The 14,890-nt window shown below is 65.3% G+C and carries 15 protein-coding genes; 3 read left to right on the top strand and 12 right to left on the bottom strand.

Annotation, left to right across the window (positions count from 1 at the left end):
- Position 1: 1 nt before the first annotated feature.
- The 12 genes from AC1RHV_RS26685 to AC1RHV_RS26630 form a co-directional block, all read right to left on the bottom strand.
- On the bottom strand, positions 2–1,129 hold the full coding sequence (locus AC1RHV_RS26685) for an MBOAT family O-acyltransferase (protein ID WP_054458338.1): 1,128 nt from the start codon (positions 1,127–1,129) through the stop codon (positions 2–4).
- Between the two features lie 7 nt (positions 1,130–1,136).
- Positions 1,137–1,346, bottom strand: a complete 210-nt coding sequence (locus AC1RHV_RS26680) for a hypothetical protein (RefSeq protein WP_054458336.1) — start codon at positions 1,344–1,346, stop codon at positions 1,137–1,139.
- A complete protein-coding gene (locus tag AC1RHV_RS26675; protein ID WP_054458333.1) occupies positions 1,343–2,530 on the bottom strand; it encodes a D-alanyl-lipoteichoic acid biosynthesis protein DltD in 1,188 nt (395 codons plus the stop codon). The genes AC1RHV_RS26680 and AC1RHV_RS26675 overlap by 4 nt, the downstream gene beginning before the upstream one ends.
- Positions 2,508–2,747, bottom strand: a complete 240-nt coding sequence (locus AC1RHV_RS26670; protein WP_006226661.1) for an acyl carrier protein — start codon at positions 2,745–2,747, stop codon at positions 2,508–2,510. Before AC1RHV_RS26670 ends, AC1RHV_RS26675 begins: the two co-directional genes overlap by 23 nt.
- 416 nt (positions 2,748–3,163) lie before the next feature.
- Positions 3,164–3,667, bottom strand: a complete 504-nt coding sequence (locus tag AC1RHV_RS26665) for an outer membrane lipoprotein (RefSeq protein WP_013391382.1) — start codon at positions 3,665–3,667, stop codon at positions 3,164–3,166.
- A gap of 195 nt (positions 3,668–3,862) precedes the next feature.
- Positions 3,863–4,804: a carbohydrate kinase family protein gene (locus AC1RHV_RS26660; RefSeq protein WP_054458332.1), complete on the bottom strand. Its 942-nt coding sequence runs from the start codon at positions 4,802–4,804 to the stop codon at positions 3,863–3,865.
- 12 nt (positions 4,805–4,816) lie between these two features.
- Positions 4,817–6,169: a DUF3426 domain-containing protein gene (locus tag AC1RHV_RS26655; RefSeq protein WP_192353467.1), complete on the bottom strand. Its 1,353-nt coding sequence runs from the start codon at positions 6,167–6,169 to the stop codon at positions 4,817–4,819.
- A gap of 24 nt (positions 6,170–6,193) precedes the next feature.
- Positions 6,194–7,123, bottom strand: coding sequence for a 50S ribosomal protein L11 methyltransferase (gene prmA, locus AC1RHV_RS26650; protein ID WP_054458328.1), 930 nt, complete (start codon positions 7,121–7,123; stop codon positions 6,194–6,196).
- A gap of 103 nt (positions 7,124–7,226) precedes the next feature.
- Positions 7,227–8,573 (bottom strand): acetyl-CoA carboxylase biotin carboxylase subunit, encoded by a 1,347-nt coding sequence (gene accC, locus AC1RHV_RS26645; protein ID WP_054458326.1) that lies wholly within the window; start codon positions 8,571–8,573, stop codon positions 7,227–7,229.
- 9 nt (positions 8,574–8,582) lie between these two features.
- Positions 8,583–9,041 (bottom strand): acetyl-CoA carboxylase biotin carboxyl carrier protein, encoded by a 459-nt coding sequence (gene accB, locus AC1RHV_RS26640; RefSeq protein WP_054458324.1) that lies wholly within the window; start codon positions 9,039–9,041, stop codon positions 8,583–8,585.
- 87 nt (positions 9,042–9,128) lie between these two features.
- Complete coding sequence (aroQ, locus tag AC1RHV_RS26635) at positions 9,129–9,563, bottom strand: type II 3-dehydroquinate dehydratase (RefSeq protein ID WP_013391376.1); 435 nt, start codon at positions 9,561–9,563, stop codon at positions 9,129–9,131.
- Between the two features lie 89 nt (positions 9,564–9,652).
- Positions 9,653–10,186, bottom strand: coding sequence for a TlpA family protein disulfide reductase (locus AC1RHV_RS26630; RefSeq protein WP_492302270.1), 534 nt, complete (start codon positions 10,184–10,186; stop codon positions 9,653–9,655).
- 94 nt (positions 10,187–10,280) lie between these two features.
- Between AC1RHV_RS26630 and mpl the strand changes: the two genes are divergently transcribed.
- From mpl to AC1RHV_RS26615, 3 genes are all read left to right on the top strand, one after another.
- The gene (mpl, locus tag AC1RHV_RS26625) at positions 10,281–11,651 is read left to right on the top strand and encodes a UDP-N-acetylmuramate:L-alanyl-gamma-D-glutamyl-meso-diaminopimelate ligase (RefSeq protein WP_119450716.1); all 1,371 of its coding nucleotides are present in this window, start codon (positions 10,281–10,283) and stop codon (positions 11,649–11,651) included.
- A 29-nt stretch (positions 11,652–11,680) separates the two neighbouring features.
- Positions 11,681–12,283 carry a YqiA/YcfP family alpha/beta fold hydrolase gene (locus AC1RHV_RS26620; protein WP_054458319.1) on the top strand — a complete coding sequence of 201 codons (603 nt, stop codon included), beginning with the start codon at positions 11,681–11,683 and terminating at the stop codon, positions 12,281–12,283.
- 72 nt (positions 12,284–12,355) lie between these two features.
- Entirely contained in the window at positions 12,356–14,260 is a 1,905-nt protein-coding gene (locus tag AC1RHV_RS26615; RefSeq protein ID WP_492302269.1) for a ribonuclease catalytic domain-containing protein, read from the top strand.
- Positions 14,261–14,890: the final 630 nt, after the last annotated feature.

The raw sequence follows: 14,890 nt of genomic DNA, 5'->3' as shown, positions 1-14,890 counted from the left end.
GTCAGATGGGACTGCGGCCGCTGAACACGTACAGCGCCAGCGCAGCAAGAATCAGGGTGAGCACGCGCCCGAGAAAGCGCATGACGGGCTGCGCCAGCGCAGCCTGCAAGGCCGGGCGGGTGCGCGCCGCGTTGATCAGCAGGTTGTGGCCCACCGAGTACGCACCGAACATCAGGCCGCTGACGATGTAGTGCAGCGACAGGCCATTCCAGACGCCCATGGCCAGCAAGGTCGCGAAGATGCCGATGTTCTGCGCCGCCATGCGGTGGCGTCCAAAGAACTTGGTCTTGCTCAGCGCCTTGTAGATGGGCATGAACACCACGTCGCGCAACCACTCCGACAGGCTGATGTGCCAGCGGCGCCAGAAATCCTGCGGGTTCAGTGTGGCCAGCGGATTGCGGAAGTTGATCGGCAACGTGAAGCCGAACAGCATGCCGATACCGATCGCCATGGTGGAATAGCCGGCGAAGTCGAAGAACAGATAGGCGCTGTAGAGCGTAGCGTTGAGCGCCACGCCAGTGAACGAATAGTCATGCGCGTCCAGCGTCGCAAGGCCGTAGCGCCAGATCAGTTCGGCCACGCCGAACTTCTGGATTACGCCCAGCATGATGAGCTCCAGGCCGCTGAGCCAGGTGTTCAGGTTCACGCCTTCGTAGCCGCGCTTCAGGTCCGCCTGGAAATTACGCCAGCGGTACATGGGACCGGCCAGCAACGTCAGCGGGAAAAACAGGTAGATGAAGTAGTCCAGCGGCGACACGCGTTCGTTGCGCTGCGCGAACAGCAGCACGTCGATGGCGCGGAACGTGGCGAAGGACAGCCCCAGCATGGCACCCAGGTGCGACACGCCCGTCTTCACCAGCAGCAGCGGCGTCATGGTGATGATCACGGCCAGCCAGGTGGGGATGTAGTTGCGCCGCACCGCCCACAGCGCGGTGCCGGAAATGGCCAGCAAGGCGATGGGTTGATACGGGCGCGCCCAGAACACCGCCATCCACACGCCCAGGCAGATCACGCCGATGATGTGGCGGTAGCCGATACGGAACGGCATGCCGAAGGAACGGTAGGCCAACAGGCCCAGGCCGCCGCACAAGGCGCCGCCGAAAAAGCTCAAGCTTGCGAACAATTCCATGGCGGGCTCAGAACTGTTGGTATTGGAATTCGACCTTGATCGGCCCGCCGCTGCCCGTGGTGGGCTGCGCCTGCAGCACGAACACCAGGATCACGCCGATATACAGGCATAGGTGCCAGAGAAATCGGCGGCCCCAGGCGACGGCCGCCTTGCGGGTTTCCTGCCCTTCAACAGCGCGGCCGGCCTCGGGCGCGGCCGCGGGAAGAATCTTGCTCATCGGGAAAAGTACTCCGCAATGCCTTGATCGGCCATGGCCCAGCCAAGTTCGGCGAGGTGCATGTCGTCGCGCAGCATGCCCGGTTCAAAGGGGATGCTGTAGAGATCCAGGCAGCCCATCTGGTAGCGCTCGCACATACCCGTGATGGCGGCCACCACCGGGTCGAAGCGTTCCACGTCCAGGATGAGCTTGGGATTGAAGGGCTGGATGACGAAGTAGGCGTGGACCTTGCGCTTCTGCAGCAAGGCCATCACGCGCGACAGGTCGCCGAGTTCCGTGCGGGTGATCGGATCGATGTCGGCGAACTCGTTGCGGGCTGGCGAATACAGCGCCGCCAGGTACTGCTTGTAGTAATCGTCGCGCACGTCGTAGGGGTTATGGCCGCCCAGGTCCTGTTCGACCACGCGCGCCTGATGCGTCAGCCGGCCCCACTGGCCCTGGTCCAGGCGTGCGGCCGACGGCCACGACACGTAGCGGTGCGCCGGCACGGATAGCTTGGTGCGCGGACGATCGGGTGCAGGTTCCTTGCGCGCATGCCACCACAGCGCCAGCTTGTCCTTCAGCTCGGCAACCTGGCCATTGGCGATGAGCCACAGCAGGCCCCAGTTGGCGTTGTCGCTGATCCAGTTCTGCATCTGTTCGCGCGTGTTGGGCTGGTCCCAGAGCCGGTCCCAGACCGGTCCCGTGACGTGCTCCGCGAACGCGCTGCGCGGCAACTGCCCGCCCGAGGCAAACCAGGCCGGCGACAGCATGATCACCAACCGTGTATTGGGCGTGAGCGAATCCGCCACCGACTCCAGCACGCTGACGATGCCATAGGACTGGAACATGGCGTGGCCATAGGCCAGCGTCGGCACTTTCAGCTCTTCGGGGAAGAAGCGGTAAGGCACGAAGCGCAAGTCGTGGCTGGACAGTTCGGACGAGCCGAGCACGACCAGCGTGCCATCGCTCAGGGCGTTGCCCAGGCGGTTCAGGTTGACGTGCTGCGTACCCCAGTCCGGCCCCAGGTTGGGCAGGTAGTTGCTCTTGGCGGAGCCCGCGGCCGAGGGCGCCGACATGGGATTCACGACGCGGCTGAGCAGATCGTCCGCGCCGCAATACGTACCCACCGCCAGAGCCACCGCCGTCGCGGCTGCCGCGACGTGAGACAACAGCCGGGTATTACGAAGTATGGGCAGCGACATAGCCGGCAAGCGTGCGGACCGACTGTAGGTGCTCCGCGATCTCGGGAGCCGGAATGCTGCAGCCGTACTCCGACTCGACCGCCAGCGTGATGTCCACGGCGGCGAGCGAATCGACCAGGCCTGTGGCAATCAACTGCGTATCGGGGGTGACTTTCTTCATGACGATCGACTCGACGATCTCGCCGATCTTGGTGTGGAGTTCTTGCTCGGTATGCATAGATAGTGCGGCGTTACAGGCCTGATCGGCCAACAATCCCCCGCCCCGGGATTCAGGACGACGAGATTACAGAGAAACTGCTGAAACCAGGCTGAATATCCAGCCCCCCGGCAATCGACGTTCCGATGCACTCAGTTACATGATTTTCGCAATGCGACGTCGATCGCAGGCGCAATCATGGCACCACGTTCGTCAAATCGCCATGACGCTTTTGGAGGAAATCGCGAGAAAACGCTGGCAAACGTAACGTTCGCGGGTAAGTCCCTGGGCGCCGCGTTGCGGCCGAGCGACAGATTTTTACGCTTATCCAGCTTTTGCCGCCTTGCCCCCCCTTTTCGCCCCATGCACCGGCAATAAAAAAGCCCCCTGACGGGGGCTTTTGCGTGGCCGCGCCGCAAGCGGCGCTGGACTGGTCATTACATCGGCGTAACGCGGGTCGGGCCGGAGCCGCTGATCACCTGCACGCGCTGTCCCACGCTGATGGGCACATCGGCTTCCTGCGCGACCACGCGGGTTTCGCCGTTGTCCAGGCGCACGGTGATTTCGTAGCCGGAATTCTTGCCGGTCTGGTTCTCGATGGCGTTACCCGCCAGCGCGCCCAGGATGACACCGCCCACAGTGGCGATGGTGCGGCCGGTGCCGCCGCCGATGGCGTTACCCGCCACGCCGCCCAGCGCGCCGCCGGCCACCATGCCGACGCCGCTGGACTTGTCGTTCTGGATCACGATAGGACGCACGCCGGTGACCGTGCCGGTACGGACGATCTGCTCGCGCTGCGCCTGGTCATAGCTGTAGACGCCGCTGGACGCGCTGCGGTTGGCGCAGCCGCCCAGGACCGCCATCGAGGTCACGACGGCGGCGATCGCCAGCCAGCGCCCCGCGCGCGGCGTCACCAGGGAAAAAGTTTTGCTTTGATTCATTTGGACTCCTCGATCGGCCGTTGCCGACGATGTACTCATCATACCCTGGCCCCGAATTGGGGCCAGCGATGCTGCAACACACTGAAACGCACCGCCAGAAGCTGAAAAACACAGCCGCAAAAGACGCCGGAACCCGGCGTCTTCAGCCCTCGCCAACGCTTCGACCGCAGCGCAACTGCAGGGTTCCCGAGGGGTTTAGAGCGGCAGATGAATACCGTAGGTCGCGTGCAGCACGGCGTCGATCTCGGCGCGCGATGGCGCATGGTTTTGCGGGCCGCGCGAAGCGATCTTGATGGCGCCCATGACGTTGCCCAGACGGCAGCTGTCTTCCCAGTTCCAGCCGCTGGTCAGGCCGTAAAGCAGGCCGCCGCGCTGCGCGTCGCCGCAGCCGGTCGGGTCGACCACCTGGGCCGCGCGCACCGGCGGAATCTGGATGGTCTTGCCTTCGGTCAGCAACGTGGCGCCTTCCGCGCCGCGCGTCACCACCACGGCCTGCAAGCTACGGGCGATGTCGTCCATGCTGCGGCCCGTGCGCTGTTCCACCACGCCGGCTTCATAGTCGTTCACCGTCAGCGCCTGCGCCAGCTTGAGCATGCGCTCCAGGTCCGCCCCATCGAACAGCGGCATGGCCTGGCCCAGGTCGAAAATGAACGGAATGCCGCGCTTATGCAGGCGCTCGGCATGGGCGAACATGCCTTCCTTGGCGTCGGGCGCAACGATGGCCCAGGCCGCGTCGGCGTCGCTCAGATCATTTTCCGCCGCGTGCGACATGGCGCCCGGGTGGAAGGCAGTGATCTGGTTGTCGTCCAGATCGGTGGTGATGAAGCACTGCGCGGTGAACGTTTCCGGAATCACCTTCACGCGGCTGACGTCGATGCCCAGGCCAGCCATGCGCTCCATGTACTCGCCCGCGTCTTCACCCACGGTCGCGACAGGCACTGGCTTGCCGCCCAGGAGGTTCATGTTGTAGGCGATGTTGCCCGAGCAGCCGCCGTATTCCTTGCGCATGCTGGGCACCAGGAACGACACGCTCAGCGACTGGATGCGGTCGGCCAGAATGTGTTCCTTGAAACGTCCTTCAAACACCGCGATGGTGTCGAACGCCATCGAACCGCAAACCAGAACTGGGGTAGCCATGCGAGTCATCCCTTAAGGAAAGAATTTATTGATTTGAAAGCCATTGACCTGGACGCCAGTCACTTCAATCGGCACGGAAATCTTCAATTCGCCCTGAGGCGCGAAAGGACCGCGCAGTTGCTCGGGCGTCAGATAATCTTCGGGCTTGAGCGCGCGGCGCACCACCACCGTGTCCGACAGGTCGTTCAGGTCCAGCATCAGGGCGGGCCAGTGCTGCGGCTTGTCGTGACGGTTGCGCATCACCACCGTCAGCACCAGGCGGCTGCGGCCGTCATCGATCGCTGCCGCGCCGGTCGGCGGCTGCAGCGACGAGGAAGTGATGTGTATGAGTTCCAGGCGACGCGCGTACCCCACGGTGCAGCCCAGCGGCTGGCACGCCATCTCCAGCGCCGGCCGCAGAATGGGCACGGAATTGGCGATATCGGTGCGGTACACGTATGCCAGTTGCAGGCCCAGCGCGATCAGGCCGATCAGGCAGGCGTAGCCCCATAGCTTGCGCAGCAGGCCTTGCCGCTCCTCGCGGTCCTGGTCGAGGAATTCGGGCGGCGCGCGGCCCACGTCGGTGGCGCTGGAATAACGCGTGCGGGTGTCGCCCAGCACGGGCTCGCCAGCGTCTTCGCGATCGGGGCCGTGATCGTCGCGGTAGTGTTCCCGGTAATCGTCGGGGTCGTCGTCGCGATGCTCGTCGGCGTACTCGTTGTCATATTCGTCGTCGCGCGCTTCGTCACGCACGTCGGCGCGAGCGCGGCCTATGGTGAAGGACGGCTCCGCATGCTGGCCGCGCACGGCCGTGTCGGCATGATGCCCCGCCCTCGAAGCCGCGGGCGCAGTCCAGCGCAGCGGATCCTCGTCATCGCCTACGTCGTCGTCGGCCAGGTCGTCCGATTCATGACGCCTTGCATCTTCCTCGCCTGGGATCGGTTCGGCGCGCCGGCGGATATCGTCGCGGCCGCGCAGCACGGCAGGCGGCACCGCGGGCGGACTGTAGGGCGCCGCCACGGGTGCGCGCGGCGGTTCGGGCTCGTCGTCCCAGGGCGCGATCTGTGAAAAATCCACCGCGGGCGCGGGACGCTCCGGCGGCGGTGCGGCGGGAGGCAGAGGCGCAATGGGGGCAACCGGCACCTGCGGCGCAACGGGCGTCGCCAAGACTGGTGCGGCCTGGCTGGCGGCGGGCGTCACCGGCATCGGCGGTGCGGCCGGCGGCACGGATTGCGGCGCCGCGCCCGCGGCCGGCAGCAGGCAGGCGCGCCCGTCAAACACGGTCGAGCAGGCGCCGCAGCGCACCAGGCCATTACGGACCCGCAGCTGGTCAGGCACCACCTTGAAGGTGGTGCCGCACTGCGGGCAACGGGTGGTCAGGGCCATGGCGCGATCCAGCGGTGGCAGCGCTCAGGCCTTCTGGCCGTGCAAGCACACCCAGCCGTCGCGCGCGCGCCAGACCGACATGGCGATCCAGGGCGCGTAGGCGGCGGCCACTTCCTCGGCCTGCCGTTCCAGCACGCCGGACAAGACCAGATGGCCGCCCGCGGCGACGCGTCCGGCCAGCATGGGCGCCAGCACCTTCAGGGGGTTGGACAGGATGTTGGCGACCACCACTTCGAACGTGCCATCCGCCAGCCCGTCGGGCAGCATGGCCCGCAGCTCGACGTGGTTGACCTCGGCATTGAAGATGGTGCTCTGCACTGCCTGGGCGTCGATATCCACCGCCTGAGTCGGACCCGCGCCCAGCTTGCGCGCGGCGATCGCCAGGATGCCCGAGCCGCAGCCGTAGTCCAGCAGCGTGGCGCCGGCCGGCAACTCGGCTTCCAGCCAGGCCAGGCACAGATGCGTCGTGGGATGGCTGCCGGTGCCGAAGGCCAGGCCCGGATCCAGCTCGATGTGGATTGCGCCTTCCTGGGTGGCGGCGTCCGGCTCGAAGGCCGGCACATCGGGATTGTCGCGGTGCCAGCTGGGCACGATCCACAGGCGTTCGGCGATATGGATGGGGCCGAACTGCGACTGTGTCAGGCGCACCCAGTCGGCGTCGGGCACGTCACGCAGGCTCCAGCCCTCGAACACGGCGGGATCGAGTTCGCCCGCGGCGGCGGCTTCTTCCATGATCTGCGCGGGATCGGCTCCGTCGGGCAGCAGGGCGACGACGCGGTTGCGGTCCCAGGCCTGCACGTCGGGCTCGGTGCCCGGTTCGCCGAACAAGGGACGCTCGTCGTCGGTGCCCAGGTCGGCATCTTCGACAGATACCGACAGCACGCCAGCTTCCAGCAGGGCATCCGAGAGGGCTTCGGCCTGCGCCTCCAGGCAATGGAGCACGAGTTCACGCATGATGATTCTTCCATCTGGTCAACGGGCCGCGGCTTGCGCCGCGGCCCGTTGACCGTAAAACAAAACAGGAGCGGCCCGGGAGCGGAAAGCCCCCGGATCGCGGTCAGGGACGCTGAGCCAACTTGTGTTCCAGGTAATGGATGCTGGTGCCGCCTTCGATGAAGCGGGCGTCCTGCAGCATTTCGCGATGCAGCGGGATGTTGGTGGAAATGCCTTCCACCACCATTTCCGACAGCGCGGTGCGCATGCGGGCCAGTGCCTGGTCGCGCGTGTCGCCGTAGGTGATGACCTTGGCGATCATCGAGTCGTAGTTCGGCGGCACGAAATAACCGTTGAACGCATGCGAATCGATACGCACGCCCGGGCCGCCCGGCGTGTGCCAGTTGGTGATGCGGCCGGGGCTGGGCACGAAGCGGAACGGATCTTCCGCGTTGATGCGGCATTCGATCGCGTGGCCCTTGAAGGTGATGTCGCGCTGGCGCAGCGTGAACTTTTCGCCGGCGGCGATCAGGATCTGCTGCTGGACCAGGTCCACGCCGGTGATCAGCTCGGTAACCGGGTGTTCGACCTGGATGCGGGTGTTCATTTCGATGAAATAGAACTCGCCGTTTTCATACAGGAACTCGAACGTGCCCGCGCCGCGGTAGCCCATCTTGCGGCAGGCATCGGCGCAACGGTCGCCGATGCGCTCGATCAGGCGGCGCGCGATGCCGGGCGCCGGCGCTTCCTCGATGACCTTCTGGTGACGGCGCTGCATGGAGCAGTCGCGCTCGCCCAGCCAGACCGCGTTGCGGCCGCCGTCGGCAAGCACCTGGATTTCCACGTGGCGCGGATTCTCCAGGAACTTCTCCATATAGACTTCGGGGTTGTTGAACGCGGCGCCCGCTTCGGAACGCGTCATGGTGACGGCGTTCAGCAGCGCAGCCTCGGTGTACACCACGCGCATGCCGCGGCCACCGCCGCCGCCTGCCGCCTTGATGATGACCGGATACCCGACTTCGCGCGCAATGCGGACGATTTCCTGCGGATCGTCGGGCAAAGCGCCTTCCGAACCCGGCACCACCGGCACGCCGGCTTCGATCATGGCGCGCTTGGCGCTGACCTTGTCGCCCATCAGGCGGATGGTGTCGGGACGCGGACCGATGAAGACGAAGCCACTCTTTTCGACGCGATCGGCGAAGTCGGCATTTTCGGACAAGAACCCGTAACCCGGGTGGATTGCCTCGGAATCCGTGACTTCGGCCGCCGAAATGATGGCCGGCATGTTCAGGTAGCTTTCACGCGACGGCGCGGGCCCGATGCACACCGATTCATCGGCCAGGCGCACGTACTTGGCTTCGCGGTCGGCTTCGGAGTGCACCACCACGGTCTTGATGCCCAGCTCGCGGCAAGCGCGCTGAATGCGCAGGGCGATTTCGCCCCGATTGGCGATCAGGATTTTTTCGAACATTTTCAGCTATCAGCCAATGACGAACAGGGGTTGACCGTACTCGACGGGCTCGCCGTTTTCGACCAGGATTTCTTTGATGACGCCGGACTTGTCGGCTTCGATTTCATTGAGCAGCTTCATGGCTTCAATGATGCACAGCGGATCGCCTTCCTTGACGGTGGCGCCGACGTCGATGAACGGCGCGGCGCCCGGGTTCGGCGCGCGATAGAACGTGCCGACCATCGGAGCCTTCACGACATGGCCCTGGATCACCGGCGCAGCTTCGGCGGCGGCGGGCGCGGCCGGAGCGACGGCCTGGGCCACCGGCGCCGCCGGCACGCCAGCTTCGGGGTGGTGGTACGCGACCGGTTGCAAGGTCTGCGAGAACTTGACGATCCTCACCTTGCCTTCGCCTTCGGTGATTTCCAGCTCGGCGATGCCCGATTCAGCCACCAGGTCGATCAGGGTTTTGAGTTTTCGGAGGTCCATAGAAGCTGCTTCCCGAGATAGTGTCGGCGACGTCCCAGCGTCGGGTCCGCGCCGTATAAGATGTAAATGCTGTGGTTTGGTGCGAGATCAGTGCCGCACTGCGTAACGCAGAGCCGCCTCGTAGCCATCCGCGCCCAGGCCGCTGATGAGGCCTACCGCCAAGTCGGACAGATAAGAGTGATGCCTGAAGGGCTCTCGCTTATACAGATTGGACAAATGTACTTCAATAAATGGGATCGCGACCCCAGCCAGCGCATCGCGAATTGCGACGCTGGTGTGCGTATATGCCGCCGCGTTGATGATGATGAAGTCGGTGCCGTCTTGCCGGGCCGCCTGGATGCGGTCAACCAGCGCGCCTTCGTGATTGCCTTGCCACGCTGTCAGCGTGGCGCCCAGTTCGCCTGCGAGCAGCTCAAGTCCCTCGTTGATCTGTTGCAGTGTAAGGCTGCCGTAGATGTGAGGTTCTCGGGTGCCGAGCAGGTTCAGGTTCGGGCCATGCAATACCAGTATGTTTTGCGCCATGCGCTTGCCAATGAGTGGTTTGCCAATTGTTGGCAAAACAGCCGATAAACCAGCTTTTTACGCCAATTCCTACTATTTGTCCAACAGACTTACGCCTTTAAACCAGATAAGGTGCGATCCAGGTCGTCGGGCTGGATTTCACCCAATATCTTCCGGTTAATTCGGCCATCTGCATTGAAAACAATAGTAAAAGGCAGGCCGCCGCTGGGATTCCCCAGCTTACGCAATGTATCGATGGCGCCGGCCCCTATCACCCACAAGGGGTAGGAAACCTGTACTTTCTCGACAAATTTTTGCATATTCGCAGCCGAATCGACACCAATGCCGACAAATCGTACATGCGGGTACTTTTTCTGCAAAACGTCGAGCTCGGGCATTTCTCGGACGCACGGCGCGCACCAGGTTGCCCAGAAATTGACCACGATGGGCTGGCCTTTCCAGCCCGCCAGCGTATGGGACGCCCCGTTCAGGTCGGGCAGCGGCATCTGCATCAGGGCGGCGACGGGATCGCCGGCATCGGCTGCGGCCGAGGGCGTCGAGGTCTTGCGGCCCATCAGGGTGTAGCCGCCCGCAACCGTGGCGGCTATGGCCACGCCGGCGGAAAGAAGTAGGCGTCGATTCATGGCGCGATCATAACCGCTGCCGCAGGTTTGCGCCGCGCGGGCCGCGGCTGGCCGCCACTCTATATATATACAATGCAGGACAGGAGAGTTTTCAATGCACCTGCATATTCTTGGCATCTGCGGTACGTTCATGGGCGGTCTGGCGCTGATCGCGCGCGCCGCCGGCCACAAGGTCACTGGTTGCGATGCGGGCGTGTACCCGCCCATGAGCACGCAACTGTCCGAACAAGGCATCGAGCTGATCGAAGGCTTCGGCGCCGAACAGCTGGCGCTCAAGCCCGATCTCTTCGTGATCGGCAACGTGGTCAGCCGCGGCAATCCTTTGATGGAGGCCATCCTGGATTCGGGCGCGCGCTACGTGTCCGGCCCGCAATGGCTGGGCGACAACATCCTGCCCGGCCAGCACGTGCTGGCGGTGGCGGGCACCCACGGCAAGACCACCACCAGCTCGATGCTGGCCTGGGTGCTGGAAGCCGCGGGGCTCGCGCCCAATTTCCTGATCGGCGGCGTAGCACAGGACCTGCACGTGTCCGCGCGCTTCGATCCGTCGCGCCGCCCCTTCGTGATCGAGGCGGACGAGTACGACACCGCCTTCTTCGACAAGCGCTCGAAGTTCGTGCACTACCGTCCGCGCACGGCCATCCTGAACAATCTTGAATACGATCACGCCGACATTTTCCCCGATCTGGCAGCGATCGAGACCCAGTTCCATCATCTGGTGCGCACCATCCCTGGATCGGGCCGCATCGTGCGCCCGGCCCACTGCGCGGCGCTGGACCGCGTGATTGCGCGCGGATGCTGGTCCGAAACCGTCACGTTCGGCGCCGATGGCGCCTGGCAGGCGACGGCTCCGGATGCCGAGGGCGCATTCAGCGTGCTGCGCGGCGGCGTGACTGCCGGCACCGTGCGCTGGAACCTGACGGGCGAGCACAACCGCATGAACGCGCTGGCGGCTCTGGCCGCCGCCGAACACGTGGGCGTGCCGGCAGCCCAGGGCATCGAGGCCCTGAGTCGCTTCGCGGGGGTGAAGCGCCGCATGGAACTGCGCGGCACGGTCAACGGCATCAAGGTCTACGACGATTTCGCGCATCATCCCACCGCCATCGCCACCACCCTGGAAGGCCTGCGCCGCCAGGTCGGGCCGGCCCGTATCCTGGCCGTGCTGGAACCGCGCTCCAACACCATGAAACTGGGCACCATGGCCGCCCGCCTGCCCGAGGCCCTGGCCGACGCCGATCTGGTGTTCTGCTTCGGCGCCCATTCCGGCAAGCACGCCCTGGGCTGGAATCCGGCCGAAGTGCTGGCGCCCCTGGGCGACCGCGCTTCCAGCTACGATGACATCGGCGCGCTGGTCGCCGCCGTGGCGGGCGCGGCGCGTCCGGGCGACCAGGTGCTGGTCATGAGCAACGGCGGCTTCGGCGGCGTGCACGGCAAGCTGCTGGACGCCTTGCAGGCGCGCGGCTGATTCCGGCAAAGACACCGCAAAGGCGAGCCATGATTCTTTATCTGCACGGTTTCCGTTCCTCGCCGACCTCCTTCAAGGCCCGGATGATGGCCGACGCCATGGCCGAACGCGGCCTGTCGGCGGCCTGGGCCTGCCCGCAACTGCCCGCCAGCCCGCGCGAAGCCGTCGCGCAGGCGTTGGACATCGCCCGGCGCCAGCTGGCAGGCGCGGACTCGCCCCGTGCGCTGACCATCATCGGCTCGTCGCTGGGCGGCTTCTATGCCACCTGGCTGGCCGAACAGCTGGGCTGCAAGGCGGTGCTGCTGAATCCGGCGGTCGAGGCCGCCCGCGACCTCGCCACCCAGATCGGTGAGCACCGCATGTATCATTCCGACGCGCCGTTCGTCTTCCTGCCCGAATACGTGGACGAACTGGCCGCCATCCATGTCCCCCGCATCTCCCAGCCCGACCGCTACCTCCTGGTGGCGGCCACCGGCGACGAGGTGCTGGATTGGCGCGAGATGCGCGACCGCTACGCGGGCTGCCGCCAGCGCATCGTGCAAGGCAGCGACCACGGTTTGTCCGATTTTGCGGACTGGATGCCCGAAGTGCTTGAATTCGCCCTTGGCGACAAGCAGGTTCGCCCCCAATAATCAGTATCAGACTTCTACACTCTATAAGCAGCGCAAGGCGGCGCGTGCGCGCCGCCCAGGACGATCCCCACCATGTATGTGTTTTACGAAGACGACGGCAGCTTCAAGGCCGGCAATATCCTGTCCGAGACCGACGCCAGCCTGCAGGTGGAATCGGAATCCGGCAAGCGCAGCAAGATCAAGCGCGCCAACACCTTGTTCAACTTCGCCGCGCCCGAACCGGCCGCGCTGATGAGCCAGGCGGCCGCGACCGCCGAAACGCTGGACCTGCAATTCCTGTGGGAATGCGCGCCGCAGGATGAATTCGACTCCCCCGCGCTGGCCGCCGACTACTTCGGCCACGCGCCCACGCCGGTGGAACAGGCCGCGCTGCTGATGCGCCTGCACGGCGCGCCGGCGTACTTCCACCGTCGCGGCAAGGGCCGCTACCGCCCCGCCCCGCCGGACATTCTGGCCGCCGCCCTGGCCGCGCTGGAGAAAAAGCAGCGCCAGGCCGAGCAGCAGCAGGAATGGGTGGATGAAATGGCTGCCGGACGCCTGCCCGAGCCCATCGCCCAGGCCGCGGAGTCGCTGCTGATCCGCCCGGACAAGAATTCGCAGCAATGGAAGGCGCTGGACGCCGCCTGCGCCAAGCTGGGCAAGAGCCCCGACCGCCTGCTGCTGGAACTGGGCGCCTGGCCGCATGCGCTGGCGCTGCACAAGCGCCGCTTCCTGGCGGTGAATTTCCCGCGCGGACTGGCGTTCCCGGACCTGGAACTGCCTGCCATCGACCGCGAGCTGCCGTTGTCCGACGCCGAAATCTATTCGGTGGACGACGTCACGACCACGGAAATCGACGATGCGCTGTCCGTCTCCACCTTGCCCGACGGCCGCCTGCGCGTCGGCGTGCACGTGGCGGCCCCGGGCATTACCGTGACCCGCGACAGCGATTTCGACAAGCTGGCGCGCGCGCGCCTGTCCACCGTCTACATGCCGGGCGACAAGATCCCCATGCAGCCGGACAGCATCATCCAGGCGTTTTCGCTGGACGCCGGCCGCGAAGTGCCGGCGCTGTCCCTGTACGTGGTGGCCGATCCGGAAACCGGCGAAATCATCGAATCGGAAACCCGCCTGGAACGTATCGTGGTGCGCGAGAACCTGCGCCACAACATGCTGGACGCCCAGGTCACGGAAGCCAGCCTGTCCGATCCGTCGGCCGACCTGCCCTACGGCCACTGGCTGCGTCCGCTCTGGAAGCTGGCCCAGGCCCTGTCGGCGCAGCGCGAGAACGTGCGCGGCAAGCCTGAGAACAATTCGCGGGTAGAGTACAGCTTCTACCTGGACGGCAACCCCGACGATCCCGACACGCCGGTACACCTGGTGCCGCGCCAGCGCAACGCGCCGCTGGACCGCATGGTGGCGGAATACATGATCCTGGCGAACAACCTCTGGGGCGGCCTGCTGCACCAGCATGGCGTGCCGGGCATCTACCGCTCGCAACAGGCTGGCCGCGTGCGCATGAGCACCCAGGCCCTGCCGCACGAGGCCATCGGCGTGCCGCAGTACGCCTGGAGCACTTCACCGCTGCGCCGCTATGTGGACCTGGTGAACCAGTGGCAGTTGATCGCTGCGGTCGAGCACGGCGTGTCCGCCCGCCTGGTCGCCCCTTTCAAGCCGCGCGACGCGGACCTGTTCGCCATTATCGGCGCCTTCGATGCGCAATACGCGGCCTGGGCGGAGTTCCAGAGCGCGATGGAACGCTACTGGTGCCTGCGCTGGCTGAAGCAGCACAACGTGACCCGCACGGTGGCGCACGTGCTGCGCGAGGATCTGGTGCGGTTCGCGAATGCGCCGCTGGTGACTCGGGTGGGGGGAATGCCGGAGCTGGAGCGCGGGACTGCGGTGGAGATTGATATTCTGGGGATGGATGAGTTGTCTCTGGAGCTGGATTGCCGGTATATCGGGGAGATCAGTCCTGCTGTGGGTGGGCAGGAGTAAGGTCTTCTGTCTGGCTGGCGTGTTTTGGCGGTGCGCTGCTGCGAGTTCTACGTAGGCCGCCCGTCGGCGCGGGCGCCTGAGGGGCGGGCGCCCACGATTGCGGTCCGGAGCGTTCGCTCCGGACTGCCCCTTCGTCATCTTCGTCCAGGCCTTCGGCCTTCCCTTCAGATTCCCTCGGGCGCATCGAGGTTGCCCACCCCTCAGGCGCCCGCGCCGACGAGCTACGTGCGTCTTGGACTCATGCGCTGCTAGAGCCGTGGTCAGGGGCGATGCTTGTGCTGCCCGCCATTCTCGGCCGCGCGGGCGACCGAGAATGACGTACGTGATTTTTTGAATTTTGATTGTGTTCGCTTGCGCGTATGCGACGAATGGTTTGCTATTGGTCTCCAGCTCTTGGGGGATGGCGGTGATGGGTGGCGCGCGACGGACAGCCGCTTGCGCATGCAGATCCGGACGCGCGCCACCCATCCGGCATTCGCGTTGAAGTGACGATTACTGGCCGACCGCGTGCTTGGCCATCTCCCCAACACAACACCATACCCAGACCTGATTCTCGCTTGCCATATGCGTCACAAAGAGAACGCCTCCACCACCAGCGCGCAGCGCCATCACGCGACGCAAGACGCCGCG

This window comes from Achromobacter sp. GW823-FHT04E03 (genome assembly GCF_058796095.1).
This window is presented reverse-complemented; position numbering and strand designations above follow the sequence as displayed.

Coding starts and splice junctions, on each gene's coding strand:
- AC1RHV_RS26660 (WP_054458332.1), bottom strand. CDS start 4,804: ATGGCTACCCCAGTTCTGGTTTGCGGTTCGATGGCGTTCGACACCATC.
- mpl (WP_119450716.1), top strand. CDS start 10,281: ATGCACCTGCATATTCTTGGCATCTGCGGTACGTTCATGGGCGGTCTG.
- AC1RHV_RS26665 (WP_013391382.1), bottom strand. CDS start 3,667: ATGAATCAAAGCAAAACTTTTTCCCTGGTGACGCCGCGCGCGGGGCGC.
- AC1RHV_RS26655 (WP_192353467.1), bottom strand. CDS start 6,169: ATGGCCCTGACCACCCGTTGCCCGCAGTGCGGCACCACCTTCAAGGTG.
- accB (WP_054458324.1), bottom strand. CDS start 9,041: ATGGACCTCCGAAAACTCAAAACCCTGATCGACCTGGTGGCTGAATCG.
- prmA (WP_054458328.1), bottom strand. CDS start 7,123: ATGCGTGAACTCGTGCTCCATTGCCTGGAGGCGCAGGCCGAAGCCCTC.
- AC1RHV_RS26620 (WP_054458319.1), top strand. CDS start 11,681: ATGATTCTTTATCTGCACGGTTTCCGTTCCTCGCCGACCTCCTTCAAG.
- AC1RHV_RS26675 (WP_054458333.1), bottom strand. CDS start 2,530: ATGTCGCTGCCCATACTTCGTAATACCCGGCTGTTGTCTCACGTCGCG.
- AC1RHV_RS26630 (WP_492302270.1), bottom strand. CDS start 10,186: ATGAATCGACGCCTACTTCTTTCCGCCGGCGTGGCCATAGCCGCCACG.
- accC (WP_054458326.1), bottom strand. CDS start 8,573: ATGTTCGAAAAAATCCTGATCGCCAATCGGGGCGAAATCGCCCTGCGC.
- AC1RHV_RS26615 (WP_492302269.1), top strand. CDS start 12,356: ATGTATGTGTTTTACGAAGACGACGGCAGCTTCAAGGCCGGCAATATC.
- aroQ (WP_013391376.1), bottom strand. CDS start 9,563: ATGGCGCAAAACATACTGGTATTGCATGGCCCGAACCTGAACCTGCTC.
- AC1RHV_RS26680 (WP_054458336.1), bottom strand. CDS start 1,346: ATGAGCAAGATTCTTCCCGCGGCCGCGCCCGAGGCCGGCCGCGCTGTT.
- AC1RHV_RS26670 (WP_006226661.1), bottom strand. CDS start 2,747: ATGCATACCGAGCAAGAACTCCACACCAAGATCGGCGAGATCGTCGAG.
- AC1RHV_RS26685 (WP_054458338.1), bottom strand. CDS start 1,129: ATGGAATTGTTCGCAAGCTTGAGCTTTTTCGGCGGCGCCTTGTGCGGC.